Consider the following 25,711-nt stretch of genomic DNA (forward strand, 5'->3'; position numbering starts at 1 on the left):
ACCCCGAAGGAAGAATGTGCCTGTTCGGACATACATCGTCCGGAAGATGGTGGGATTACGGTCGCAGGAGCGCGCCGCCAAACTGCGCCCATAAGCGTTCGCACTCTCTCGCCCTTAGGCTCGGCGTCGCCGGTTCGCCGTAGAAGACCATGGCTCGGCGAACGTCGTATCCAGCACCGATGCGTTCGCCACGAATTGAATGGCCATTCCCAAGGTGATGGGAGCGATTTTGGCACCCGCTTTGGTCGTGAGGTCAACCACACCGAACACTTCCGCACTGGCACGCCTGCCAGCCAAAACGGCCCTCGAGATGGCACTCTTCACGGCGAGGAGCATTTCGGTCAGTCGTCCGCTGAAACGGCTCTACAAACTCTCAAAAGCAAGGTTTGTTCCCGGTCACGCGGCATCTCCCCAAGTGCCGGCTGCAAAAACCAAACTGGATCACGCGGCCTTTCTCATACCTGTGTAGTTGATATCAATCTGCTCGACCGGAAGGTCAGGCCGCCTAGCCCAGTTCCTCTCAGCGTCAAGCAGTTCATTCGGCCCAGTCAAGCCGTTCATGAACAGCCTGAGCACGTGCGCAGCTATGCGCTCTCCTCTCTCCGAAGCGAGAGGTACGCCGCGCTCGTTGCAGACCGTGTGACAAACGTGGGCCAGCATCTCAACATCGCTCGGCTCCAAAAATCGGCCCGGATACAACATACCATTTCCTTGTTAGACGATTGCGATGGATGTCCCTTACGCAAGGTCAGCGGCAGCCACAATCAACTATGATAGTGACGTCTCGACGCTGGCAAGAAAGCAGGTCGGTCGCGCTGGCTGGCCACGGGCCGTCTGCTCTGGGCAGCCCGGCGGAACATTAGCGCCCGCTGTAAGTTGGGCGCCAACCCCAACAGGTTCTTCATGGCGCAGGTTCCTTCCTCGAACATTTTGATCCGCAAGCTCCAGACCATCTCGGAACTCGCAGAACCAGATATTGCAATTTTGGGAAATGCCCGGATTGAGGAGAAGCAATATCAGGCCAACGCAGACATTCTGCGCGATGGCGACCAGCCGACGCTTTCGTTTGTTGTTCTTGACGGCATGATAGGCTCGACCAAAATGACAGGCGACGGCAAACGCCAAATCACCTCCTTTTTTGTTCCCGGCGACATTCCCGACCTTCATGGACTGCATCTGTCGGTCATGGATTGCACCTTTACGGCTCTAATGCCCTCTCGGGTGGGCTTCATGCGGCACGACGCTCTTCGCTCTATTTGCGACCAGCACCCTTCGATAACCACAGTGTTTTGGCGCTCGACGCTTGTCGATGCGGCGATCTATCGAGAGTGGGTCACCAACGTCGGAAGACGCGACGCCTATACTCGCATGGCTCATATTTTGTGCGAACTTATTGTCCGCCTCCGCGCAGTCGGCCGCATAGAAGATCATGTGGCCCGCCTTCCGATAACGCAGGCTGCGCTTGGTGATGCGCTCGGCCTTTCCACCGTACACGTGAACCGAGTTCTTCAGGATCTTAGACGCGACGGCTTGATATCCACCGTGGGCTCGCATTTTCATGCAACCGACTGGTCAGGGCTCGTTCGCGCCGGGGATTTTGATGGGATGTATCTGCACCAAAGGGCCGCTGACGTGTTGCGCCAATAGAGGTGTTCCATGGCGAGATATTTCTTTGACAGCAGTGTCCGCGACGAGCTCATAAAAGACGATGAGGGGATCGAATGTGATGGGATCGAGGAAGCATGCCGAGAGGGCATGGACGGGCTCAGAGATTTGGCGCTTGAATTCTTCAAGGACCCCGATGGGCAGCAATTGGCGATCTATGTCAGGGACGAGGCTGGTGAAAGGCTGCTGAGCTTGAGCATCACCCTTCAGGGAAGCTGAGTGGCTTTGAGCTTACCCGGTTTCGCTGTGTAGCCGCGCAGGGGCTCCAGCGTGCGAACCCGCCGTACGCATCGGCGGGGCCTTACGACAGACCGCCGGGACCGTTGTGCCGCAACCAATGAGCCGGTCGGTTTGCGAACGTCAATAGCGCCGAGGAAGGCTAATCGGCGGGTCGCGCGGGACTCATGGTGGTGCGCGGTCTCAGCGCCCAGAAGACCTCGATCACGAGTAGACGCGCGTCTTGCATGGGCCTGGCCTGCGCGAGGCTGTTCTTTGGGCAAGAAAGTGTTAAGACCGGAACATCCGTGCGCGCCCAGGGTTGGATTGCAATCGGGTCGCATCGCGGCTTCCGCAGCCGTTTCGTGTCACCGGCAATGTGGGCGGGACGGGCTGTATTGCTGGCGCGAGGCGCAGGTGCTTGGATCACTGCGGTCTACGTCCGGCATGCTTGGAGCGCTATAATCGAACTTAGAGCGCTATAATCGAACTAGCCGAACGTAATCGGCTTCTGGCTTGCCGTAGGTGCCGTTTGCGCAGGGCGCAAGTCCGCTGCGGTCCCTGATGTGCACTTCGCCACGTCGAGAGTAGATGAAACCACGTCCTTCCAGCACTTGCAGCCCAACGGTAACGCCTGGGCGTCTTGCTCCAAGCATGACGGCAAGAAACTCATGGGTGATCGCAAGACGCTCGCCGTGGACCCGATCGTCACACATTAGAAGCCAGCGCGCCAACCGCTCTTCAAGGTTTAATTTTGCGTTGATCAGGGCCGTATAGCTGGTCTGGATGTGGAAGTAGTGGACATAGCGCAACAGGATACGCCCTCTGGCGCGCGATTGACAGTGAAATGCAACCTGATGCACGGCGGCCCCTCGGCCGCCCAATTAAATCAGGGGTGTACAAAGTTAAAGGGTTGGAATCGTACAGACTCTGCTCCGTACGAATCTGACTATTTCCTGATCGAGGCAAAAGCGGGCATGATGTGCATCTTGGAAGGATGTCGACATTATCCGGTGGAATAAGGAACCAGCTCTCCCCTTAGGGCTGGATAGCGCCTGCCTTCTCGACTAGCCGCTGTAGCAGCTAGTGGGACTCAGCAATAATGCGGCGCGTTGACGTGATGTTCGGAAAGGATGATGTCAGCCTCAGCGACCGCATGCCGCTGGCGTTGGTGCGCAGCCATAATGAATAGCTAGGGCCGCGTCTTCATCTATCGGGCGGCTCACGCACCAACTCGACCGTGACCTTCACGGTGAATAGGAGCTTGCTGGTGTGATCGCGGACATGGATGGCAACCTCTCTGAAAGTGCCGTCCGGCATCCGGTCTTTGGCCATTTCAAGCAACGCTCTTGCTGCCTCATCTTCAGCGGCTTCCCGGCTCGCAATTTCTGTTCCTTCAGGATCGGGAAAGACTTCGCCATCGTCGGTTAAATCAAAGAAGAAGCGGGCCATGCGACCCTAATTCCGAACCCCCAAAAAGGTTTCCTTGTAGCGCTACTTGCTGGTGATCCAATCCACCAGGCCAGTTTCCATTCGCTCGCACCCGGCGAATTCATGTGCCAGGCTCGTGGCCAGATCACGCCATTGATACTCAGGCACACCCGTTTGCCTGACCAACTCTCGGAATGCCGAGCGGAGAATGTCGGCGTCAAAGGCGGAGACGGCGACGCTTGCCACGCCCGGATCTTCCCACCCTCGCGCCATGTCATCGTGGTGACGTTGGCGAAGGCGTTTGAGCAGTTCGCGCGATGTCTCGATTGCGCGCCTTGAACGATCCACGTCTTGGCGAAACTTGGCAGTTCCGATCATGGAATTATGCCGAACAAGATAGCCGGTTGCGATTACGGCTTGTGCAACTTCTAAATGCGTTCGAACCATCGCGGCCTCCCTTCCAGCGAAAGGAATTGTTTACCCCGTTGTCCAGCATAACCCCAACGGATTCGCTGTACGTTTTCAACCAATCGGCTATTCGGCGATTGTCGGCCAATTGCTGGGTTCTAGCTCCGGTGAGCGGCACTTCACCTCAAAGTGCCGTGGCGGCCGGCGCAGAGGTGCGCGAACCCTGGCGCCGACCAACAGAATCTGAGCGGTCATGCCTCGCGCTGGTGGAGTATATCGGCCCTTCGGGAACCACAGGGACGCCAAACACAACGACCCGGAGAAGTCGGTGCGCACAGTCACCATTCATTTACAATATTAGCGCAGGCTGAAAATCGGACATGCAGGGTAGCTCGTACATGGCCCTTAGCCCCGGTGAAGACCCAGCGCCAGCGCTTCTGTTTCGCTGCTGGGTAGGCCCTGTCCGCACTCCTGCTTGACTGCGCGACTGCGAGAACAACGCCTCGCGGGTTCCCAATTCCTTGCAAACAGTTAGATCCGGGAGCTAAGTGCGGCATAGGCTGGTAGGGCAGGCGACCAGAGCGATCTTTCGAAGAACGAAGTCGTCCTCTCGCACGAATCGGCTGCTTGAACGTACACTTTCCATAGAAAACTCCCTTCTGACCGCCGAGCAGGTTGCCGCTTCGCAAGTACTCTCAGAGAAAAATATTGGAGGGTCTTGTCCCAGCTTGACGCATCAAGGAACTCAAAGGGGGTGGTCTCTAAGGCGACCCTACGCGACATTAGCGGCTGCTATTGCGTTCGCCAATTCTTCTTCAGTAAACGGCTTGCTGAGAATTTTGATGTCGCGAGTCCCCGGGAGTTCGGCGTAGCCCGTTGCTATAATGACGGGTACGTTCGGCCACTGGCCTTTGATCGTATTCGATAGCTGCAGGCCCGTCATCTTCGGCATAGCATGATCCGTTATGACGAGGTCGAACGGCTGCTCCTCCAGCAACCTGAGGGCTGCCGCCGCAGAATGCGCCTCCGCGACAGTATGGCCGAGATCCTCGAGCATTGCCGCGGTATTCAAAAGGACCAGCGCATCGTCATCCACTGCCAGAATCCGCAGCGACGCCGTCTCAATGGCTTCCTCGGCAAGAACATCCGGCCCGCGCGCGACTTCCGAGCTCGCGGTTGCGATCGGCAGCCATAGTTCCGCTGTGGTTCCGGTTCCCCTGGAGCTCTTGAGCACTAGGCGCCCGCCCATTTGTTCTGTCATCCCATGGACCATAGACAGACCGAGACCCGTGCCTTTGCCTACGCCTTTTGTGGTGAAGAACGGTTCTGTCGCCCGAGCTAGTGTTTCTTCGTCCATTCCTTCGCCAGCGTCTGCTACCGAGAGGCAGACGTAGGGGCCCGGGGCCAAGCCAGCCTCTTTGCTTTCGCCGACCTGTTCCATCCGAGTGGAGATGACGATCGTTCCGCCGCCAGGCATCGCGTCCCTGGCATTGACGCACAGATTGAGCAATGCGAGTTCGATTTGACTTTCATCAACCATCACACGATCAAGCGAGAGCGGAAATTTCGTCTCTATGATCGCCCTTGAGCCCAGCGATCGTTCCAAGAGATCCTTCATTCCGTGTATGAGCCCTATCAAATCGACAGGCTTTGGATCGAGTTGCTGCCGCCGGGCAAAGGCCAGCATGCGCTGCGTCAAGGACGCTCCCCGTCGCGCGCCGAGCACCGCGTTGTCGAGAAGACGCAGCAATTGTGGATCGTCGGGAAGCCGTTTGCGGAGCAGCTCAAGACTACCCAGAATCGCCATCAGCAAATTATTGAAATCGTGAGCGACGCCGCCCGTCAGTTTGCCGATCGCATCCATTTTTTGGGAGTGGAAAAGGGCCTCACGTGCCTGATCCAAGGACTCCTGCGCCTTCTTCCGCTCCGTAATGTCGCGTGTGATCTTCGCGAACCCCAGGAGTTCGCCATCCTCGTGCCGAATGGCGTCGATGACCACGTGCGACCAGAACGCAGTGCCGTCTTTGCGTATACGCCAGCCTTCGCGCTCAACTCGCCCTTCACGGGCCGCGATCTCCAGGGCACTTTGCGGACTGCCTCGCTCGCGATCCTCGGGCGTGTAGAATTGAGAAAAGTGCTTGCCGATTATTTCGTCGGCCGAGTAACCTTTGATGCGTTCTGCACCCGAGTTCCAGCTCGTGATTACGCCTTCAGGATCAAGCATGTAGATCGCGTAGTCCGTCACGCCCTGAACCAGACGCTGGAACTGCTCCTGATTTTTCCGGATTTCCTCCTCCGCTTTCTTGCGCTCGGTAAGATCACGGGTGACTTTGGCGAAGCCGGTTAGTTTGCCGCTTGGATCGAGTATAGGATCCACCACAACGTGAGCCCAGAAAGGAGTCCCGTCGCGACGAACCCTCCAGCCCTCGGTCACAAATTTGCCATCGCGGACTGCTGTCTCCAGAGTCCGCGATGGAAGACCAGCTTCGCGATCCTCCTCCGTGTAGAAGCACGAGAAATGCTGACCGATGATCTCGCTGGCGGAATAGCCTTTGAACCGCTCGGCCCCCGCGTTCCAACTCGTCACGGTTCCCGAACGGTCCAACATATAGATCGCATAATCAGTAACGGCCTCGACGAGAACGCGGTAGCGATCCTCATCGGCTTTATCGACGGTTCCTTGAATCATACCCCATCCGTTCATTTGTTAACTCTGTGAAACTGCTGGCGTCTTGGATGGTTCCACAGACGATGGGAAGGCGTGCGCGCTGTGGCACAGGCCGTGACTGCCGTGGCCTGCAACGAGCTACTTGCCTGACGGGGGCGCGGCCATTACAGAAATTGGAATTTCAGATACCGGGCCGGGCCGCCGATCGCTCCACCCAGTTCTACTTCGAACCTGTGATACTGGCGGCTTGCGATTCCTGTTTGGAGACGATGGCGGAATGACCGAGCGAAAGAAGCAGCCCGTTGTAAGTTCCGGCATTGCCGGCTTGGACGAAATTCTTCGCGGTGGATTGCCCGCTTCAAATTTCTATATCGTGCAAGGCGATCCAGGCGCAGGCAAGACGACGGCGGCGTTGCAATTCCTGCGCGCTGGTGTGGCAGCCGGTGAACGCTGCATCTATGTCAGCCTTTCGCAAACCGCCGCCGAACTGCAAGCGATTGCGTCCTCACACGGCTGGACGCTTGATGGCATCCGCGTTGAGGAATTGTCCGCTTCGGAGACCCTGAGCGGAGCGGCCGATCAGACGATTTTCCAGACTGCGGACCTTCGATTGGATGAGACGCGCAAGGCGATTGAACGCGCGATTGAAGAACACAAGCCACACAGGCTTGTTTATGACTCGCTGCTCGAGATCCGGCTGATTACCGGCGACACACCGAGGTTCCGGCGCGAGCTGATTGGTTTCAAGGCCTTCCTGGCCAAGCGGGGCATTGTGGCGGTGTTGCTCGACACCCAGACCAGCGGAGGCGATCACAATGGCGAGGAAATAGAGGGCATTGCCCACGGCGTGATCCGGCTTGATAAATCTCTCGAGGACTACGGCGGCGTGCGGCGGCGTGTTGAAGTCAGCAAACTGCGCGGTGTGCCGTTTGCAGACGGTTATCACGATATGGCCATTCGCGAAGGCGAAGGCGTTGTGGTTTTTCCGAGGATTGTGCCCGGGTCGCCTGCCGAAGTGACCAAGCCGCAGCTGATCAAGTCAGGGGTAGACGCTCTCGACGAGATGTTCGGCGGCGGCCAGGAATCGGGAACCATAACGCTCGTGATTGGTCAGTCGGGGACAGGCAAGTCGACGATGTCGTCGCTTTACGCCACTGCCGCGCTTCAGCGGGGCGAAAGCGTGGCCCTGTTCCTGTTTGAGGAGCGGCTGGAGACTTTCTTTCGCCGGTCCGAAGGCCTTGGGATGGATCTTCGGCAGTTCTACAAGGACGGCCAACTCGTCATCTACGATTTTAGTCCGAACGAAATCTCGCCCGGAGAGTTCGGCCAGATTGTGCAGCAAGTCGTCAGTCGCAACAATACCCGCGTAGTCGTGATTGACAGCTTCACCGGCTATCTGAATTCTCTTCCCCACCGGGAAAAGGCGGTGCTGGACATCCAGTCTCTCCTGAAACATCTCGCTCGCGCTGACGTGCTAACCATGCTCATTGTCGCCCAGCATGGTTTGCTCGGGCAGAATGTTGGGATCGACGTGGACGTCAGTTTTCTCGGCGACACCGTGCTTCTGCTGCGCATGTCCGAGCATGAAGGCCGCCTTAGGCGCAATATCACGGTTGTCAAGAAACGCCACGGTCCCCACGATCTCGATGTCCGGGAACTTTTCATCGCGAGTTCCGGCGTTTCCGTGGTTGCCTACAATCCTCTGCCCGAGACGTGAGCGACGTCGAGCGAAACGGGCTGGGAACACTGGATTGGGTGCTCATTTTGGCGCCTTACCGCAAGGATGCTGGTTACACCGCCTCCCTGCTGCAGGAACGTGGTTTACGGGCTCGAGCGGCGAGCCCCGAGGACTTAGAGGGATTGCTTGCACTGTCTCCTGGAGTGCTGGTTGTCACCCACGAAGCCTTGAATCCTCAGGCGATCGCAACAGTTGAAGGTTTCCTTCAGGCGCAGCCCAATTGGTCGGAAATTCCAATCGTTGTTTTGTTGGACCGTGGGGCACAGCAGTCACGCATCCAAGCGGCGCTGAGTGCTGCCTGGCCACGTTCGCGCCAGATATACTATCAGCGTCCAGTGGCTGCGCTCGAACTGATAAGCGGAATCCAGTCGGCACTCCTCACCAGAATTCGCCAGCGCGACGTGCGTGACTATCTTGAGCGGGAGACGGAACTCCGCCTTGAGCTAAATCATCGAGTGAAAAACATCCTGGCGACCGTCATATCCATCTTCGATATGACCAGGCGCGGCGCGATCTCGGCAGAAGGACTTGCAGAAGACTTCAAAGGGCGATTGAGAGCCTTGTCGGATGTTCATTCTGCAGTTTTTGCTGCCGGTGGCGAGACCGTGGCCTTAACGGATGTGGCAAAATCGGTCCTCGCGCCATACCTTTCCAAGCAACAAACTGCCATCACGATCGACGGACCCGAGGTGCTGCTTTCGCGCGATGCCGGTACAACTCTCGCCCTCTCGCTTCATGAACTAGCAACAAACGCCATTAAATATGGCGGCTTGTCCCGCCCCGAAGGCAGGATACGATTGGAATGGAATATAACGGCGAGTTCGGAACCAGTGCTGACGCTGAGATGGATCGAATCAGGAGGACCGTCGGTAGTTCAACCCTCGCGAGTAGGGTATGGAACACGCTATATGCGCGCCGCATTGACCAGCCTATTTGGAGAGGCTCCAGATCTTGTTTTCGCGTCGGATGGCCTGCGTTTCTCTATTCGCGGCCTACTGTCCCGCCTTGCACCCGATGAACGGCTAGGCTGATCGCGGCAGCGCCTACAATTTGGGCAGCGGAAATTCTAAGGTCGGTTGAGACCGGTGACCACTCCCTTGGCATTCAACGACCGCGCAATCTGAAGCTCGGTCCGACCAGCCTTCACGTATTCATGGTAGATCCAGCGCACCGTCGCAATTTCATCAGGTGGTCCAGGCACGAGGATGACCCGATCCGTCTGGAGGCTCTTGTACTCTTTGAGAGCGAGCATGGTCTTTGTGCGCCCATGCTGGTCGACGAGCCGGCGCCTCAGGCCCAGGCCGGACGACCCTCCTTGCCGGTATCCCATTCGAATGAGCCTGCACTGGCCGGCAAACACCTTGACTGACAACACCCGGCTGTGCTCGGCCGCCATGCTGCGCTTTATCGCCTTGAGCAGGTCTGATCCGATGCTGCCATCGTTTGCAAACTGTTCGCCAAAATATTCAATTCAACGCCGGCAACGCGACACCGATACTCGTACGACGCACTCTCATCGGGGTTCGGAAATCGGCCCCAGCGGCTCACGTCGTAGACGATGACGATTCCAAATCCGCGTTCTTCGTTTCGACATCCGCCAAAGCCTTTCAGGCCGGCGCGACCTTCAAGGTTCAAGCCGCTGCGACCGGCGTCCTCGCATGTGCCAGGATGTCGTAGTTCATCGCATCCGCGAATTCACGGATTGCATCCTTCTGATTGTCGATCGAATAGCTCTGGTGGTCGGTGGACATTCGCACGCATTGAGCTGCGCGCACGCGCTGTGCGTTCTCAGCAGATCGACGGACCGGGTGCGCCTGTTCCATCATTTAGCGCCTGGAGGCAGATTGAACGTCCGCTTGAACCGGACGATCCTAGCGGTATGAGGCTTCAATCTCGTTACACATTGATCGACACTTTGTATCGAATGGGACTCGTTGCCATAAAACGAGAAGCGCGGAGAATAGCAGGCAGGCTTCTATCAACACCCGAGAAACCATGTCTTTTATCGTGAGGGCTCGTGCCCCCGTTCCGCCGCATTGCAGCCGCAGGTGGCAAGCCATAGGGATATCAGGCCTTCAAGGGAGATTTGCATGAACGTTCACAAAGTCATAGCCGCCGTGCTGATGATTGCAGCACTGGCGGGGTGCGCGCAGACCGAAGGCCAGCAGCGGGCCGGAACTGGCGCTCTGATCGGCGGCGCTGGCGGCGCCCTCGTCGGTCAGGCCATCGGCGGAAACACCGAAAGCACGCTCATCGGCGCTGCCGGCGGCGCCCTGCTCGGCGCCGTCGTCGGCTCGGCCACTACGCCGCAGCGTCGCGGCGAACAGATGTGCCGCTACCAGGACCGCCGCGGCCGCATCTACACGGCGCCGTGCGACGACAGGTACTACAACGGCGATTATTAAGCAGAGTTAGTCTGCTCATCCGTTGTCTGAGTGGGAAATGGGAACGGAAGCTCCACTGTGGGGCGGTGGCCCTGCTGGTACATTGTTTCTGATCGCGCCGCCGGCGGCGGCGCTGCGTTGTCATCTTTTGCCCATAACATAGTGCTACCAGCAAGGACGGCGGGTCTCTGGAGGTCGTGATGACTGAGAGCCTTGCCGGCACCCTGAAGAGCCGTGGCAAACAGGCAGCCAAGCGGCTGCTTGGCTATGATTCCCGCAACTGGCTGCGTATCCGCCAGATCGAGGCTTTCAGCCTCTTTCTCGAAGCCAGCAACCGTAAATCCTCCGACGTGATCGAGATCTCGCCCGGCTGGAACCGCTATTGGCGCACGATGTGCTCCAACTACCGCTCTGTCGATTTCCCCGCCTTCGACATCTGCAACGACCGCACCGATGAGCAGTATTCGATCGTCATCGCCGACCAGGTGCTGGAACACGTGCAGCGTCCGCAGGCGGCGGTGCGGAACATCCACGCCATGACCCGGCCCGGCGGTTGGGCGATGGTGGCAACGCCCTTCCTGTTTCGCGTGCACGCCAGACCGCACGACTACAACAGATGGACGCCCGCCGGCCTCAAACAGCTGATGGTGGACGGCGGCTTCCCCGAAGCCAACGTCAAGGTCCACGGCTGGGGCAACAAGGCCTGTGCCAGGGCCCATATCGGTGGCCCTGTTCGCGCCTACGGCCTGTGGCGGGATCTCAGTAACGACGAGGAATACCCGCTGATGGTCTGGGCGCTCGCTAAGAAGGGGTGAGTGGCGGAAGCCGCGCTCCATCCCGGTCAGAGCCAGGGTGTCTGGCTGGACACTTGACCGGATCCGCCGCCAGTGACCTACTTCGAAATTCGAGGAGCCGTTCGCGAATGGACATTCGAGCCACATTGACGGAGCTTTGCGAGGCCTTCAATGCGCACGATCTGGATCGCATCATGGCGTTCTTTGCCGACGACTGCGTTCTGGAGATGCCAAGGGGGGCCGAGCCTTGGGGAACGCGCTGCGAGGGCAAGCGCAGCGTACGAGACGCGCTTGCCACACGCTTTGAGGGTTTGCCCGATGTGCATTACGGCAGTGGACAGCACTTTGCGGACGAGGCTGCCAATACCGGCATGTCGAAATGGACCCTCACAGGCACCACCCGCGAGGGCGTCAAAAAGGAAGTTCGAGGTTGCGATTTCTACACATTTCGTGACGGAAAGGTGATCCGCAAGGACTCATACTGGAAGATCGTGGAGTAGGGGTTGCCAATTCCTGTCTGATCTTTTCGTCTTCCCGCATCCACCGCCATATTCACCCACCAAGGGTTAGCCTCGCGCGACCACGCAATGACGCCAGCATGCTTGTCCGCCAGTGTCTTGGCAGTGCGCATCGCTCTGTCCACTCGGCAGCTCTGCCCGGCCCGACGATGGGTTGGAGGTCGCCGGTCTCATTGTCGAAGGCCGTGGTTGCGATCAGCCTGGGTGCTTTGGGTTGGGAGAGCAATTATTTGACATGCAGGGTGTCTTTCACCAACAGCCGGTGAAAGTTGGGTGGCGCAGGGGGAAGAATCTCTGTCATCTCGAACAGAGGCACAGGGACTTCCGGCTCCGGTGCTTTCTGCTTGGCCTTCAGGTCCGTGATCTCCTCGTCGCGCCGCGCAATCCGGCTTTCCAGATTGGCAATTCGCTCCGCAAGGAAATAGCGCCCAACGGCAAAGCCGCCGCCGCCGAACAATACGGCAGACGTAGCAAAGGCCAGCGGGTTAGCCGCCACCAGCGCAGAGTTGCTTTGAATGAAAGCGATAAGGTCATGCATGGCCAAAAAGCTCTCCTGTCACGCCGGGAACGATTCAACCTGCTGAGGTCGCGCGAGGGGTCGCAATACCAAGTCTCCTCCGATCAGTTATGGGCAACTTCGTTTCCCGGCCTCGCCCTGCCGTGCGGAGCGCCGCGAGTGCGTCAGCACAAGCTGCCTCAGAGGTCGTTCCGTTCATCCGCGCTATCCTAGCCGTAGGGCGGGACTTCGCAATCCCCGCGCCGGTCATCCTACAACAGGGGGCGTATCGTCGTAGCCAATGGAACCTATCCCCGGATGCCTGGGCTATGGCGAGTATCTGAGTCTCTGGCTCGCGGTTGTAGGCCATCAGCGCCTTCACGGTCTCAAGCGGGCTTTCGTAGCGGGCGACAAGCTTCACGGCTTCAGAGTGCAACTCGGCTTTGACCTCGGCATCGATGTACATCGTTCCCATCGCGGTTCCTCCTAGCGTGTCGCACGCGTGATGGAGGGAGCACATCAAGTCGCTCCTAAGTTGGCCGTTGAGCAGGTTCATCCCGTTGAGGGCCTTACGTGATGATCGGCATGAGCATGGCAGTTGGCCTTTCCGGCAGGCACGGTAAGTGAACAGAACGAGAACATAAATGTCAAGCAAGAATTGACTCGGGCGAGGGATAAATTCCTATTTTTGGCCATGCCGGACGCGGCAGAACTCGGTCGGCTATGTCCTGGCATGCTGCAGCCACCCTCAAGGCGCGGCTTCACTCGGTACTTAACCCCTAGGCTGGTTGAGCATTGAAGCCAACGTGCCCGCGTTCGACGTCCCAATGCCTTTTACCTCGGAGGCGGCCAGTGGATCGAGCCCAGCAGGGAGTCGTCGAGGATCAATAAACCGAAAGCAGCATTCTGCCAATTTCCCAGCCGATGAATGCTCGCGGCGGGAAGCGGTCGGTCGCTGCAGCCCAGGCGCGCTTCACTCCTCCCGGAATGCTCGCTGAATCTGATCGGCCAGGGGCTTGACGACATAGGACAGCATCGTGCGGCTGCTGGTCGTGAAAAACACCTCGACCGGCATGCCGGGCGCCAGGGTCAGTCTTTTGAGTCTGGCAAGTTCCGTGCGCGGCAAAACGATATGCACGGTGTAATAACCGGCGCCGGTGCGCTCGTCGGTGCTGAGATCGGCGGAGATCTTGCTGACGGTTCCGTTGAGTTCAGGCGTGGTCCGCTGATTGAAGGCCGAAAGCCGCAGCGTCGCCTCCTGCCCCTGTTTCAGCTGATCGATGTCCTGTGGAGCCACACGGGCTTCGACGGTCAGTCGGTCCGCGACCGGCACGATGAGCATGACCGGTTCGCCCGCAGTGATGACACCCCCAATCGTATGTACGGCAAGCTGAAGGACGACGCCGGCCTGCGGGCTTCGAATGTCGATGCGCTTGAGCTGGTCCTCGGCCGATACCTTGCGTTCGACTAGCTCCGAGAGTTTTGCGTGGACCTCACGCAGCTCCGTGGCGACTTCGCTGCGCAGATCCTGATCGATCTGGATGATCTGCAGGCGGATTTCCGACGTGTGACCTTTCGACTGCGCTATCGCCGCGATCAACTGCCCGTGTTCAGCCTCCAGCCGCACGGCCTCGCGCTCGAGCGCGGTGATGCGATCGATCGAGACCAGCTTGCGCTCCCATAATGTGCGCATGCCCGCGAGCTCGGTTCCGATCAGCTTGATTTCCTGGCTCTTGGCGTCCTTTTGCTCGGTCAGGCCGGAGACCTCTTCGGCGAGCTGGGAGATACGTTCCGCCAACTGCGCCTTCTGGCCAGCGCGTGCCTGCCGGCGGAACTCGAAGAGCGACTGCTCTCCGGCCATTGTTCCGCTGACATCCGGATCGTCCCGCCGAGACATCAGCGACGGCGGAAAACCGATGGCGTCCGCACCATCGCGCTCGGCCTTGAGACGTGCCAGGCGGGCATCGAGTTCATCCGCGCTCTTGGTGACAATGGCCAGATTGGCGCGGGTGACGGTTTCATCGAGATGAATCAAAACCTGTCCCGCTTGCACGGCATCGCCTTCGCGCACGAAGATTTGGCCGACCACGCCGCCCGTCGGATGCTGCACCTTTTTGACGCTGGAATCGACAACCAGCTTTCCCGATCCAATGACCGCGCCAGAGAGGTCGATCACGGCGGCAAGGCTGCCCGCTCCACCGACCAGTAGGATGGAGGTCGCAATGCCGCCAAGCAGATAACGTCGAATGGCCCGGTCGATCACCGATGTCGCCCTCTCCGGCATCAGAGCGCCGCCTCTTCAGGACTTGGGACAACTTTCAACGGAACGCTGATGGGACGGGTCACCTTGGTCATGATCTCATTCTTCGGGCCAAAGGCCTGAATGCTGCCGTTCGTCATGACAAGGATCTGGTCAAGACTTTGCAATGCACTCGGGCGATGCGCCACCACGATGGCCATGCCGCCTCTGTCGCGCACGCCCTGGATCGCCGCCGTCAAGGCGGCTTCGCCATCGGCATCGAGATTGGAATTCGGCTCGTCGAGTATGACAAGAAACGGATCGCCATAGAGAGCACGCGCCAAAGCGACCCTCTGTCGCTGGCCCGCCGAAAGCGCCGACCCGGCCTCGCCGATACGCGTTTCATAACCTTCAGGCAGGTGAACCACCAGATCATGAACACCGGCGGCGCGCGCAGCGGTCAGTATTTTGTCCGAGGGGGGCTGGGGTTCGAAGCGAGCTATGTTCTCGGCAATGGTGCCGTCGAACAGCTCGACATCCTGCGGCAGATATCCGACATGCTTGCCGAGGTCGTCCGACGACCACTGGTCGAGCGTCGCACCGTCGAGCCTGACGGTACCGCGCACTGGCAGCCAGACGCCGGCGATGGCTCTGACGAGCGAGGATTTTCCCGAAGCGCTCGGACCGATGATGCCGAGGCCGGCGCCCTTCTCCAGCACGAAGCCCGCATCCTGGACGACAAGGCGGCGCTCGCCCGGCGGCGCCACACTGATGCCCTCTACCGAGAGGCGAAACGACGGCGGCGGCAGCGAGACAGTTGTTGCAGCCTCGGGCAGCAGCCCCAGAAGGTGGGTGAGGCGGGCCCAGGCCTGGCGGGCGCTGACGAAGCTCTTCCAATGCACGATCGCGAGTTCAATCGGTGCCAGCCCCCGGCTCATCATGATCGAGCTGGCAATCATGATGCCTCCTGTTGCCTCCTGATGGATGACGAGCCAGGCGCCGATCGCCAGGATGCCGGATTGAAGCATCATGCGCACGACTTTCGAAATCGTTCCGAGCGTCCCCGCCAAATCGCTCGCCTTGGCATTCGTCTTGAGATAGTCGGCGTTGACGGCAGACCAGCGATCGGCAATGCGTGGGCCAAAACCCATTGCCTGAAGCACCTCGACGTTGCGGCGTGTCGCTTCCGCCAGCGTGTTGCGCGAAGCGGCCTGGCTGTTAGCACGTTTCGCCGTCTCCCTCGTGCGCAGTTCCGCCAGTAAGGTCAGGGCAAACAGAATGATGGCGCCCAAGAGCGCGGTCATGCCGATCCAGAAATGGAACAGGAAACAGATTGCGAGATAAAGCGGCATCCAGGGCAGGTCGAACAGCGCGGTCGGCCCAGCGCTCGACAGGAACGATCGGACCTGATCGAGGTCCCGCAATGACTGCAAGCCATCGCCGGGAAGCTTCGTGCGCAACGGCAGACGCATCAGTGCGGTGTAGACCTGCCCGCTGAGCCGCGCATCGAGCGCCATGCCGATACGCACCAGCAGCCGCGATCGGATCAGCTCAAGAACGCCCTGGAAGAGGAACAGCGTGCCCGCAAACAAGCAAAGGCCGACAAGCGTCGGCACGCTGCGGCCGGGGATGACGCGATCGTAGACCTGCAGCATGAAGAACGAGCCGGTCAGCGCCAGGACATTGACGACCCCGCTCATCAACGCGATGCCGGCGAATGCCCGGCGAAAGGAAGCCAATACCGTCGTGAGCGTCGTTCGCGGCGGCTCAGATGGATGGATGTGAGACATCTTCCTTCACCTCGGGTCCAGCGCGGGCGCAAGCGGCAATGAACGCGTTCGAGACCAGTTGGTGAAGGATGTCGGTTTCACTCCATCTTCCAGCATGGCACCTAGATGAACCAGTCATTCAGCGCGTAGGCATGAACATAGTCGACGTGCATTTCAGAAGGGGTGGCAAGCCCGTCGGCGGGCGCTCCCGCCATGCCGCCGACAGCCTGGTCGACCAACATATACATTGGCTTGTGCATGTCGGCAGGCGTTGGTGCGCGGGCAACTTCTACATCGTCGAAATACCAGACCAGTTCGCTTGGGGTCCAAAGCACCCCATATTTGTGGAACCCTTCGGTATCCGCTGCATATACGGTCGAGGTCACTTTCGTATGCGACCCCGTGGCATTCGAGTGGCTGGTCAGGGTGAGCTTGTTGGGATCCTGGCCGACCATCTCCACGGCGTCCAGTTCCGGCGGCCAGGATCCATCCGCCGGAAGAAGCCAGAAGGCCGGCCATGCACCCTGCTTTTCGGGCATGTCGGCTCGAATTTCGAAATAGCCGTAGGTCTGTGCGAAGGAATGGTAGGTCGTCAGCAGACCTGACGTGTAATCATAGTTGTTTATGTAGGGCTTGATCGCATCGGGAGCCCGGGCGGCCGTAATGGTGAGAACACCGTCCTGTACGCTGAACGGGTTGACCGAACTCGTGGGGGCGTAGCTGGTGTCGATATACCACTGAAGCTCGCTGTTGGTGGTGAGCGAGCTGCCGTTCGGAGCACCCCACCAGAAGTTCGTATCCCAGGTCCCGCTAGAACCGCTGTGCAGGTTCAACGTATTGAACTCGTCCGAGAAGGTGAGCGTCAGATGCGGCTTGTCCAGGGCGAGATCGAACTGGTTGGCGCTGAACTGGTCGATGGTCTTGTTCTCGAAGACGAGAAACTCGGTTGGCGACAGGGTAAGTCGGACGTTCGATCCCGACTGCACCATGTTGGCGTGCACCTGGTCGAAAGAGAGGAAGCCGTAGCCTCCGACGCGCACGGTGTCGTCGGCGCCGAAGTCGAGAATAAGGTCGCTGCCATTGCCTGGTTTGACGACGAAAATGTCAGCGCCGGAGCCACCCTTGAGAACGTCGTCGCCCTTCAAGCCGTCGAGCGTCTGCTGGCCGGAACCGCCGACGACGATATTGTTCAATGCGTTTCCGAAGGCATATTGTTTATCGCCGGTGACCGTCAGATTCTCAAAATTCGCCGGCAGCCTGTAGCTCATCCAGGTCGAGATCGTATCGATGCCCTCGTTGAGCAGCTCCGCCGCTTTGTTTTTCGCGGAGTACAGGTAGTAGATATCGTCGCCCTGGCCGCCATACATCGTAACGCTGACGCTGCCGTCGCCATACAGCGAATCGTTGTAGATGCTGCCGTAGAGGGCCGGGCCCGAATTCGTCGCCGAGTACCACCTTGCGGAGGACCCACTATAGGGGAGCGGAACGCCCTTGGCATTGATTACGGTGGCCATTTTGCTTGCAGCTCCGTTGGTTTGTTCCAAGCCCTAACACGATGCAAGGCAAAAGGAGCCGATAGGTTTTGTCTTCAAACTCAGGAGGGTTATCAAAAGGTAAATGCCCGAGGGGCAAGACGCGTCCGTCAGGCGAAAGCTGGCTTGAGCGTGAAGTGGGGCGACTGGGGCCGGTTGGGCGAAGAGCGCGCACCAACGACAATGCTGCCGAAACGTGGCAGGCTTCTGAGCGGAACCTTGGACCCGAATCGCAAGTTTGGCGGGACACCCGCGAGAGCCCTGCCGATCGGGCGCGGATGCGGGACCACGTTCCCCCTAGCCGCCGAACGCTTGCGGCCATTCCTCGCAGATCAGAGGCCGAGGGTCTGACCCGTTTCCATCTGAAGGAAATCTGCCGACGAATTCCGCAACACCGAGTTCTGGAACGCGTCGAGGGCAGAGCCGTGGGTGATATCGACCAGCACGGCCGCTGCGGCTTCAACCTTATCGGCCGCTTCGTCTACCTTGTCGAAACGCATCAGCATTCGATCGTGGAGCATCGACAACCGCGTGGCGTGGTAAAGCACGCTGCGCTTATGGTAATCCGAGTCCAGCGGCTCAAACAGTATTGTCATGACGGCAACTCCTCGCCATTTCATGTCCATTCGGGGGTGATTTGGAGGCCGCCCGCGTATAGATATTGGTCTGGCGCTCCCGAGGCCTCCGTCACGCGCTGTTGAGCTGCCCGGACCCTGCAGCACAGGGCGATATTCACCACGCCATTTTTCCTGTCCGTTTCTTCCTTTGCGCGCCTCAACGATTTCTCAGCACGTTTGAAGCGCAACCTTGAACTGCCAAGTTTCAAGAATTTCAGCCATCGTTCCGCTTCCTATGCGGTTGCTTCCCTCGGCTGATAATTACGGCTGTTCTGTTTGGTTCCGGCCAATCGCGACCGGCTCCCAGATTTTACAGAGCCAGGCCGATCTGGCGCTGCCGATTTAAATCTCTCCGGCAATGGGCTTGAGCGCATCTTCTGTCGCAAGCTCCAGCGGGACGCCGGCGACGTTCCGGAGCATCAAAGCGGCGCGCTGAAGGACGGACTGCAAATCCGCCCCGGATATATCCGCGATGCGATCGACCGCGCTTCAACCTCTTCCGCGATAAATAGGCGCGCCGATGATCATTCCTTCGACCATGTCCCCTCCGAGGAGGTTTCAGCTTGTTTGGGAATGGCATGTGCTGGCCAAGTGGTCTATCTCACGCACCACCAGAACCTGTGCGAAATTGCCAGGACGGTTGTGCACGGCGTGACGGCCACGAACTCGGATAGCGATCCAGGGGCCGCTGGAGGTCAAAAAATTGCGCCGTTCGCAACCGCGGTGGAGGTAGGTCCGGAGAGCCAAAAACGTCGGCTGCGGTCGAATGAACAGCCGCCTTGTGTGCATGCGTTATGAACCATCGGATCGATCTTTGAATGAGCAAACTGGCCAAAAGGCGCGCATTGCTGCTCCTCAATCCAAAGGCGCGGCGCGGCCAGGAGCTGATCGCCCCGATTGTGGAGCGGCTGGAGCGCGGCCGGCTTTCTGTCACTGTCGAAAAGTTCGAGGCGTTGCCGGAGATCGCTCGTGACATCGTTCGCTTGCGCCAAACGGCGGACCTTGTGGTCGTGTGCGGTGGCGATGGTTCGTTGTCGGCGGCGGCGATGGCTGTAGTGGAAAGCCGCCTGCCGATGGGCATTATTCCTATGGGAACGGCTAATGACCTCGCTCGCACACTCGACATCCCTATGGATCTTCTGCAGGCCGCTGACGTGATCGTGCGGGGCCGACTCCGGCAGATCGATATCGGCACGGTCAATGGCAATGCCTTCTTCAACGTTGCGAGTATCGGACTCAGCACTGAATTGGCGAAGGGTCTGGATCCCACTTTGAAGAAGCGTTTCGGCAGGCTCGGCTATGCGCTGGCGGCGGTGAAAGTGTTGACGCGGGCCACGCGATTCCACGCGAAGATTATTGAGAAAGGCGCGTCGACCGACGTCGAAACCTACCAGATTGCGGTGGGAAACGGTCGCCATTACGGCGGCGGCAACGTGGTGGAAGAGACGGCCGAGATCGATGACGGACATCTCGATCTTTATAGCTTGGAAATGACGAACCTCTGGAAGCTGGCACTGATGCTCCGCTCCTTCCGGTCTGGAAGGCATGGCGCCTGGCGAGAGGTGCGCACGGCTAGGTGCGTCGAGTTCGACATCGAGACGGAGAAGCCGATGCCGGTCAACACCGATGGTGAGATCGTCACCTCAACACCAGCCCATTTCAAGGTCCATCCAAAGGCGATCTCGGTCTTCGCGCCTCCGCCCGTCGACGACGCTGACCTCCACTAGGCAAGCAATTTGGCCCCACGATCGTCCCGAGGTCATCAAAACGGCGACAACGACCGGTCCATACGAGAAGCGGCGAGCTCGACAAATTATGATTTCCTTGGTCTGTTGCTAGCAGGTCGACATGCGCGACTTGGGGCCGTGGCCGCTTGGCACGACCGGCCTGAAAAGAGTCCTTGGCCGGAGCTTTGCGTCATGAGCCGGAATGCAAACGGTTGCTGCGGCTCGTTACAACGCGCCTTGGCAAAGGTGCCGAACGCGGCCCTTAGGCGTTCCCGAAGGCTGGTTCAAAATGAACTGATATGTGATGCAGGCAAAGGATTGTTGCCCTTTGCCGTTCGAATATTAGCAACCTCTTGACGACCGCCGGCCGCGCTCCAGAATCTCTCACATGGCGCAGAGACAGACTGGCATCGACTTTGGGCTCGAGGTGACGGCAGGCGGCGTCACTCATCTGGAACTGCGCGACGACCGTCGGGCAAGCAACGCGCCGGAGAAGGCAAAGGCGCCGGGCCACGCCACGCCGGTCGACTATGAAGCTGGCAAGGCCACGGTCGGCGGTTTGGTCACAGTCGAAGCGGGCTCCCATCAGGGGATGGAAACGCGCCGCGCCGGTGCTTCGCGATGAGAAAATCCGGGACTGACAATCTCGTCCCGGCCATCAAGAGCCCCGGCGATGCGCCGTCGATGAAGGGCGCAGAGCAGTTCGAGATTTTCCCCGACTACGGCCCGACGATCAACAGGCGCCACATGGTAGCGGCAGCGGTGGTGGCAGTCCCGCTCCTGTTCGGTTTCACTGGCCTTGCCATCCGTTATGCCGCTGTTGCTTCAACATTGGCAGAGCCAGGCTTCGAGTCTTATGCTCGTGCGCTCTGCCGATGGGATTGCCACTGGTATGTGGACATTTCCGAACGCGGCTACGAGCGCTTTCCCATCCCGAACCAAAGCAATGTCGGACGATGGGGCTTCTTTCCATTCTACCCGTTGCTGGTAGCGGTGATCCGAGCGATTTTTCCTTTCCCCACGATAGTGGTCGCAACCGTCGCTTCACTTGCATGCAGCTACGCCGCATGTCTGGTGGCATGGCCGCTGCTGAAGAAGAACATGCAGGCCTATGTGCTGTACTGCGCTTTTTTGCTTAGTGGCCCGTTCTCCTTCCACTTTACCACTTTCCTTTCCGAACCTCTTTTCGTGCTCCTGACCTCGAGCGTTTTCCTGGCACTCAAACGCTCCAGCTATCCCGCCGCTGGCATCTCGTCAGCGCTCCTCTCGGCAACGCGGCTTGTTGGGGTCCTTGTCGTCTTTGCGACCGTCATTGAAATGTTCCAACAGCATCGGAAAGGGGGCGGCTCACCACTCTCCTTTCCTCGTTGGGTGCTCGGTCGGCCGGATCTGCTCGTCGCTATCTTGATCTCGCCTGCCGGCTTGTTCGCTTACATCCTGTTTTTGTATGTCACTGTCGGCGACGGCTTTGCGTTCCTGCACGTCCAACGCGCCTTTGGACGAGTGGCTGGGAACCCGATCCTGTTTCTGTGGGACGGCCTCTCAGCGTTTCCCAAGACCGGGTGGCTGCCCACGGCGCCGCAATGGAGTGCGCTCGCGGCAATCGCCGGGCTGGCGCTATCAGTCGTGCTGATGGCTCGCAAGCAATATGGCGCTGGTATCTTTTGCGCGATCAGCATTGTCGTGCCATTGATTACGAATCTGGCCTCCATGGTCAGATACGTCATTGGGCTTGCGCCTCTGATACTGTTGATGGCGTTCTTGCTGTCGGCATCGAAACTGACCTGGATAGCCGCTTTCTTTCTCTTTCTGGTCGCCTGCTATTTCATGACAGTGGCATGGATTGGGGGCTACCTTGCTTTGGTCTGACGTCGGCAACCCCTACGCACGCGCGATCTCGCTTGGGTGTTACGCGCTCGCCGCGGCTTTGGCCGTGTCAGAAATCCTCATCCTTGCGCTGGCTCTCCATCCGAATGTCCACCCCGACTATCGGGCCTATTACATCGACCGCACGACAACCTGCCTCAACCGCGATACCGTTGGCATCTACTGACTCGGCCAGACAGTGTCCTTCCGGTCCGACGGCGCCAAACGGGCTTCCGGCATGAAAGTTTGTGGCTGGTCGGGGCCAGCAGCCGACGGCACGCATTCGCTGGGTGAAACCTCGCGGCTCCGCCTGCAGATACCGCCGCTTCGCGACGGCCTAAAGGCAACGCTACAAATGGCCGCTGTCGTTCGTCCGCCACAGATGACCCAGAGGGTGATTATCTCAGTCCATGGCGTATCCGTGCATAAGGTTACGCTGTCGGGCAAGCTACCCATGACCGTCTCGTTCTTCATTCCGCACGCAGCTTTTTCGAACGCCAGCACGTTCGAGATGACGTTTGACTATCTCGACGGGATCCCGCCCAGCAAGGCCGCCAGCAGCATTTACAAACGCTCCATCAAATTGGTGTCGTTTCGACTGGACGCCGTTTAAGTATTATCGCCGCTGGCGGGAGCGGTTGCCCTGCCGACCGGGACAGCGATCGGCAAAAACCCACCGGTCAAGGACGAAGAAATTGATGGTGGGAACGAGCAGGCACGTAATCAGGACGGGAACGACGAGCGGCAAGCCCAGCTTCACCGTCATAAGTGCCGGCGCGCCATAGGCAATGGCAAAGCCTGTTGCCGCCAGCAGGAGAAAACGTGGCGCTGCGGTTCGATGCGACCGGCCCGACACGAACGTCAGGTATTTGTGCGCGAGATACGAAAACAAGGCGGCTGCGGCATATGCCCCAAGCGAAGCCTGGATGGGCGTGAAACCGAGCAGTTGCGATTTGGAAAAAGCGGCAACCAAAGCGGCATACAGAATTGTGGCAGAGATGCCGACCATGCCGAAGCGTGCCAGCAGCGTGAGCGCGTCGCCGGGAGGCAGGTGCTCAGGCACGCGCACTAGACACATACTGTGCTCCCAACGGCACGCGGGCGAGCATGCGCTCGACGTTTCGGGCAAACGGTCTGCCTGACGGCAGCAGCAGGAAGTGCTCGGACCGGATGTTCGTGAAGCCTGTCATCTGCAAGAGTGACGCTGTTTTGGCTGCGCTGAGCAGCACGGCATCTCGGTCGAAGGGACACCGGAACACAGCCAGACGCGTCAGCGGGTTATAGGGATTATGCTCGATGATGCAGGCGACACCGCCCGGGCGAAGGACGCGCCGCATCTCGCGTACGAACTCAAGCCAGGAAGCTGGCGGTACATGATGGACGACGCAGCTGGCGAAGGCCAGATCGAAGACGCCGTTGTCGTATGGCAGGGTCAGGCTGGAGCAGACCTTGTACATGACGCCAGGATTTTCCTCCCTGGCACGCAGGATGGAGTCCGGCGAGATGTCGCAGCCGTCCAGGGACGCGAAGGCGCCTTTGAGAAATGGATGGAGAACGCCTACGCCGCAGCCGACATCAAGCGCCCGCACACCCGAGCCATCAGGGCCCAGCCCTCGTTCAACCACAACGCGTCGCAGAAACTCGGCCTTGGCCTTAAGAAAGAAGTCGTGCTTAAGCCCTGAAAATCGGATCGATCCCTGGACTGTCTCGTCATAGATCGATCTATAACTGTCGAAGAGTTCGGACATTGGCCGGCACTCCAATCGGGGATTTTCGAGACGATCGTCGGTTCTTGACGGGAACGGCAGGCATCGCCCGGTCGAAGCCGGTGAGGCGATCGATCACGTAAAGTGGGCGCCGTTTCACTTCAGCGTGGATGCTTCCGACATACATCCCGACTACGCCGGTCATGAAAAGGTTGATGCCGCACAGGAGCGATACAATCATCACGGTCGAGGTCCAGCCGGCAACAACGCCGGTTTCAAAAGCCCAGGCATAAATTGCAAACGCACCAAAGGCGACGGCCAGCGCAGAAATGGCCAAGCCACCCCAGAGCGCCAGGCGCAGCGGCCGTTCCGAGAAGCTGACGATGGCGTGAGCAGCAAGATGCACCATCTTCCAGAATGGATATTTGGTCTGGCCAAGGGCTCGTGCTGGACGTTCGAACGGCACCGCCGCCTGCTTGAATCCCATCCAGCCAAACATGCCCCTGACGAAGCGATCCTGTTCGGGCATCTGTCTGAAAGTTCTCAGCGCTTTGGGGCCGACCAACCGGAAATCTCCAACGTCGCGCGGAATGTCGACGGTCGTCATCTTTTCCAGTAAGCGATAAAAGAGACTTGCCGTGAAGCGCTTGAACAAAGATTCGCCTTCGCGTTTAACGCGCCGGGCATAGACAATCTCGAAACCTTCCTTCCACTTCGCCACCAGATCGAGGACCACCTCGGGTGGGTCTTGGAGGTCGGCATCCATGACGATGACAGCATCCCCCTGGGCGGCGTCCATACCGGCTGTAATTGCTATCTGGTGCCCAAAATTGCGCGAAAGCTCGATCAGCCGAAAACGAGGCTCGGCGGCAACCACGCACCGAAGGTATCTGACGCTGCCGTCGCGGCTTCCGTCATCAACGAAAATAGCCTCGGTCTCACCGTCCAGCTGGTGGATTAGCAACCTGATGCGCTCGACCAGGCGAGGCAGCACTTGTTCTTCGTTGTATATCGGCAGAACCAGTGAGTAGCGCAGCGACACGTTCGCTCCGGTCCCGGTACCTTGGATCACAGTGGCCTCCATGCCGATGAAATGAAACGCCAGCCCCAAAGTTCCATAAGACGTTACTAATTTAATGGTTGTCGTAGGCGGGTGGCGAACTGTACGTTCTGAACGTCTTCGGTCTGATTAGGAGTGAGATATCGTTTCGCGCACCGGCGGAGCAATGCGCTGTTTTCGTCATTTCGCAATCAATTGGGTAAGGCCGCCTTGCCAGCTCTTGTCAGCGCGTCGGCGCGCGATAATTTTTGTGGGGAAGGGACTTCGATCAAAAGGAGCCGACGATGGAACACCAAACTCTCAGCCAACTGCAGACAATTGCAGATGTAGAACCCCTGTCGACATACCCGATCATGACCCGCCAACAGCGCATCGAGCGCTGGGCAGAGTTGCTGGAACAAAGTCCCGAGCGACGCCTGAGAGCGCTTACTGGCACTGAGTATTTGAAGCGCGAAGCTCGCGACGCGGCGCGCGGTGAGGGCTCGCCGATTACAGTGGCCTTCGAGGACCCGCTACTGCGTGCGTTAGGCCTGAAGGATGACACCTATGGGGAAGCAAAGCGCTTCTTCGAACTGTCCGACGGGGAATTGCATGACATCGTCTGCAGTTGCCATGTCGGAACCACGTTCAGAGGGCAGTGGGCTGCCGCTCGAGTCCGCCGGTCAATCGGGGGGAACAGGCTTCTCAAGTGGCTTAGAGAGAGAATGTGGCATTGAGGTCGCCAAGGACGGCGATTGAAGCTCGTTCAGAGCGAGGTGGATGAACGATTGGCGCGCCAGCGCTCCGCCGTGGTGACGACGGGGTTCGGCCCCAAAGGTTGTCACGCAAACGGGTGGGCGCTCTACTTGCGGTGCGTTCCAGGCAAGGCTGCATTCCC

Annotated in this window: 27 protein-coding genes and 1 pseudogene; 14 read left to right on the top strand and 14 right to left on the bottom strand. The window is 59.0% G+C overall.

Annotated features, from left to right (window positions below; genetic code table 11):
- Positions 1–903: 903 nt before the first annotated feature.
- Both AC0L2D_RS19280 and AC0L2D_RS19285 read left to right on the top strand, forming a co-directional pair.
- Entirely contained in the window at positions 904–1,647 is a 744-nt protein-coding gene (locus AC0L2D_RS19280) for a Crp/Fnr family transcriptional regulator (protein WP_013525063.1), read from the top strand.
- A gap of 9 nt (positions 1,648–1,656) precedes the next feature.
- Positions 1,657–1,884 (top strand): DUF6894 family protein, encoded by a 228-nt coding sequence (locus AC0L2D_RS19285; protein WP_013525064.1) that lies wholly within the window; start codon positions 1,657–1,659, stop codon positions 1,882–1,884.
- A gap of 476 nt (positions 1,885–2,360) precedes the next feature.
- Here AC0L2D_RS19285 and AC0L2D_RS19290 read toward each other — a convergent pair.
- The 4 genes and pseudogenes from AC0L2D_RS19290 to AC0L2D_RS19305 all read right to left on the bottom strand — a co-directional run.
- Positions 2,361–2,696 (bottom strand): annotated as a pseudogene (locus tag AC0L2D_RS19290) (Crp/Fnr family transcriptional regulator); the annotation flags it as partial.
- 391 nt (positions 2,697–3,087) lie between these two features.
- Entirely contained in the window at positions 3,088–3,333 is a 246-nt protein-coding gene (locus AC0L2D_RS19295) for a DUF6894 family protein (protein WP_063174025.1), read from the bottom strand.
- Positions 3,334–3,375: 42 nt separating this feature from the next.
- Complete coding sequence (locus AC0L2D_RS19300) at positions 3,376–3,759, bottom strand: hypothetical protein (RefSeq protein ID WP_027161841.1); 384 nt, start codon at positions 3,757–3,759, stop codon at positions 3,376–3,378.
- Between the two features lie 733 nt (positions 3,760–4,492).
- On the bottom strand, positions 4,493–6,409 hold the full coding sequence (locus AC0L2D_RS19305) for a hybrid sensor histidine kinase/response regulator (protein WP_473541950.1): 1,917 nt from the start codon (positions 6,407–6,409) through the stop codon (positions 4,493–4,495).
- A gap of 256 nt (positions 6,410–6,665) precedes the next feature.
- Here AC0L2D_RS19305 and AC0L2D_RS19310 point away from each other — a divergent pair, with 256 nt between their 5' ends.
- Both AC0L2D_RS19310 and AC0L2D_RS19315 read left to right on the top strand, forming a co-directional pair.
- A complete protein-coding gene (locus AC0L2D_RS19310; protein ID WP_473541952.1) occupies positions 6,666–8,105 on the top strand; it encodes a DUF7125 family protein in 1,440 nt (479 codons plus the stop codon).
- Positions 8,102–9,157: a sensor histidine kinase gene (locus tag AC0L2D_RS19315; RefSeq protein WP_013525069.1), complete on the top strand. Its 1,056-nt coding sequence runs from the start codon at positions 8,102–8,104 to the stop codon at positions 9,155–9,157. Before AC0L2D_RS19310 ends, AC0L2D_RS19315 begins: the two co-directional genes overlap by 4 nt.
- 35 nt (positions 9,158–9,192) lie before the next feature.
- On the opposite strand, the gene AC0L2D_RS19320 is transcribed toward AC0L2D_RS19315, so the two are convergent.
- Both AC0L2D_RS19320 and AC0L2D_RS19325 read right to left on the bottom strand, forming a co-directional pair.
- Positions 9,193–9,522 carry a recombinase family protein gene (locus tag AC0L2D_RS19320; protein ID WP_473541954.1) on the bottom strand — a complete coding sequence of 110 codons (330 nt, stop codon included), beginning with the start codon at positions 9,520–9,522 and terminating at the stop codon, positions 9,193–9,195.
- A 235-nt stretch (positions 9,523–9,757) separates the two neighbouring features.
- Complete coding sequence (locus tag AC0L2D_RS19325; protein WP_473541956.1) at positions 9,758–9,949, bottom strand: recombinase family protein; 192 nt, start codon at positions 9,947–9,949, stop codon at positions 9,758–9,760.
- Between the two features lie 267 nt (positions 9,950–10,216).
- Between AC0L2D_RS19325 and AC0L2D_RS19330 the strand changes: the two genes are divergently transcribed.
- The 3 genes from AC0L2D_RS19330 to AC0L2D_RS19340 all read left to right on the top strand — a co-directional run bounded on the left by AC0L2D_RS19330 (position 10,217) and on the right by AC0L2D_RS19340 (position 11,804).
- A complete protein-coding gene (locus AC0L2D_RS19330; RefSeq protein WP_127366923.1) occupies positions 10,217–10,531 on the top strand; it encodes a YMGG-like glycine zipper-containing protein in 315 nt (104 codons plus the stop codon).
- A gap of 179 nt (positions 10,532–10,710) precedes the next feature.
- Complete coding sequence (locus AC0L2D_RS19335) at positions 10,711–11,325, top strand: class I SAM-dependent methyltransferase (RefSeq protein ID WP_127366922.1); 615 nt, start codon at positions 10,711–10,713, stop codon at positions 11,323–11,325.
- On the top strand, positions 11,322–11,804 hold the full coding sequence (locus AC0L2D_RS19340) for a nuclear transport factor 2 family protein (RefSeq protein WP_473541958.1): 483 nt from the start codon (positions 11,322–11,324) through the stop codon (positions 11,802–11,804). The genes AC0L2D_RS19335 and AC0L2D_RS19340 overlap by 4 nt, the downstream gene beginning before the upstream one ends.
- Before the next feature lie 244 nt (positions 11,805–12,048).
- Here the strand turns inward: AC0L2D_RS19340 and AC0L2D_RS19345 are convergent, their stop codons facing one another.
- The 5 genes from AC0L2D_RS19345 to AC0L2D_RS19365 form a co-directional block, all read right to left on the bottom strand.
- A complete protein-coding gene (locus AC0L2D_RS19345) occupies positions 12,049–12,360 on the bottom strand; it encodes a hypothetical protein (protein WP_127366921.1) in 312 nt (103 codons plus the stop codon).
- A gap of 931 nt (positions 12,361–13,291) precedes the next feature.
- Positions 13,292–14,602 (bottom strand): HlyD family type I secretion periplasmic adaptor subunit, encoded by a 1,311-nt coding sequence (locus tag AC0L2D_RS19350; RefSeq protein ID WP_473541960.1) that lies wholly within the window; start codon positions 14,600–14,602, stop codon positions 13,292–13,294.
- Entirely contained in the window at positions 14,602–16,347 is a 1,746-nt protein-coding gene (locus tag AC0L2D_RS19355) for a type I secretion system permease/ATPase (RefSeq protein ID WP_473541962.1), read from the bottom strand. Before AC0L2D_RS19355 ends, AC0L2D_RS19350 begins: the two co-directional genes overlap by 1 nt.
- Positions 16,348–16,448: 101 nt before the next feature.
- Positions 16,449–17,840 carry an endo-1,3-1,4-beta-glycanase EglC gene (gene eglC, locus AC0L2D_RS19360; protein WP_473541964.1) on the bottom strand — a complete coding sequence of 464 codons (1,392 nt, stop codon included), beginning with the start codon at positions 17,838–17,840 and terminating at the stop codon, positions 16,449–16,451.
- Positions 17,841–18,190: 350 nt separating this feature from the next.
- Positions 18,191–18,454, bottom strand: coding sequence for a hypothetical protein (locus AC0L2D_RS19365; RefSeq protein ID WP_013525078.1), 264 nt, complete (start codon positions 18,452–18,454; stop codon positions 18,191–18,193).
- 297 nt (positions 18,455–18,751) lie between these two features.
- On the opposite strand from AC0L2D_RS19365, the gene AC0L2D_RS19370 reads away from it, so the two are divergent.
- The 6 genes from AC0L2D_RS19370 to AC0L2D_RS19395 all read left to right on the top strand — a co-directional run bounded on the left by AC0L2D_RS19370 (position 18,752) and on the right by AC0L2D_RS19395 (position 22,681).
- Positions 18,752–19,273 (top strand): hypothetical protein, encoded by a 522-nt coding sequence (locus AC0L2D_RS19370; protein ID WP_473541966.1) that lies wholly within the window; start codon positions 18,752–18,754, stop codon positions 19,271–19,273.
- Positions 19,274–19,293: 20 nt separating this feature from the next.
- Positions 19,294–20,202: a lipid kinase gene (locus tag AC0L2D_RS19375; protein WP_013525079.1), complete on the top strand. Its 909-nt coding sequence runs from the start codon at positions 19,294–19,296 to the stop codon at positions 20,200–20,202.
- A 388-nt stretch (positions 20,203–20,590) separates the two neighbouring features.
- On the top strand, positions 20,591–20,827 hold the full coding sequence (locus tag AC0L2D_RS19380; protein ID WP_013525080.1) for a hypothetical protein: 237 nt from the start codon (positions 20,591–20,593) through the stop codon (positions 20,825–20,827).
- Positions 20,824–22,071: a hypothetical protein gene (locus AC0L2D_RS19385; protein WP_473541968.1), complete on the top strand. Its 1,248-nt coding sequence runs from the start codon at positions 20,824–20,826 to the stop codon at positions 22,069–22,071. The genes AC0L2D_RS19380 and AC0L2D_RS19385 overlap by 4 nt, the downstream gene beginning before the upstream one ends.
- Positions 22,058–22,255 (top strand): hypothetical protein, encoded by a 198-nt coding sequence (locus tag AC0L2D_RS19390; RefSeq protein ID WP_473541969.1) that lies wholly within the window; start codon positions 22,058–22,060, stop codon positions 22,253–22,255. Before AC0L2D_RS19385 ends, AC0L2D_RS19390 begins: the two co-directional genes overlap by 14 nt.
- A 51-nt stretch (positions 22,256–22,306) precedes the next feature.
- On the top strand, positions 22,307–22,681 hold the full coding sequence (locus AC0L2D_RS19395) for a hypothetical protein (protein WP_473541971.1): 375 nt from the start codon (positions 22,307–22,309) through the stop codon (positions 22,679–22,681).
- Between the two features lie 3 nt (positions 22,682–22,684).
- On the opposite strand, the gene AC0L2D_RS19400 is transcribed toward AC0L2D_RS19395, so the two are convergent.
- Genes AC0L2D_RS19400 through AC0L2D_RS19410 form a run of 3 tightly spaced genes read right to left on the bottom strand, consistent with a single transcriptional unit; the run spans position 22,685 to position 24,858 of the window.
- Positions 22,685–23,131: a GtrA family protein gene (locus AC0L2D_RS19400; RefSeq protein WP_245268669.1), complete on the bottom strand. Its 447-nt coding sequence runs from the start codon at positions 23,129–23,131 to the stop codon at positions 22,685–22,687.
- Complete coding sequence (locus tag AC0L2D_RS19405; RefSeq protein ID WP_013525084.1) at positions 23,124–23,816, bottom strand: class I SAM-dependent methyltransferase; 693 nt, start codon at positions 23,814–23,816, stop codon at positions 23,124–23,126. Before AC0L2D_RS19405 ends, AC0L2D_RS19400 begins: the two co-directional genes overlap by 8 nt.
- Positions 23,791–24,858 carry a glycosyltransferase family 2 protein gene (locus tag AC0L2D_RS19410; protein ID WP_473542168.1) on the bottom strand — a complete coding sequence of 356 codons (1,068 nt, stop codon included), beginning with the start codon at positions 24,856–24,858 and terminating at the stop codon, positions 23,791–23,793. Before AC0L2D_RS19410 ends, AC0L2D_RS19405 begins: the two co-directional genes overlap by 26 nt.
- A 260-nt stretch (positions 24,859–25,118) precedes the next feature.
- Between AC0L2D_RS19410 and AC0L2D_RS19415 the strand changes: the two genes are divergently transcribed.
- Positions 25,119–25,550: a hypothetical protein gene (locus AC0L2D_RS19415; protein ID WP_063174019.1), complete on the top strand. Its 432-nt coding sequence runs from the start codon at positions 25,119–25,121 to the stop codon at positions 25,548–25,550.
- Positions 25,551–25,711 lie beyond the last annotated feature (161 nt).

The sequence above is a fragment of the Mesorhizobium sp. WSM4833 genome, from assembly GCF_055811095.1.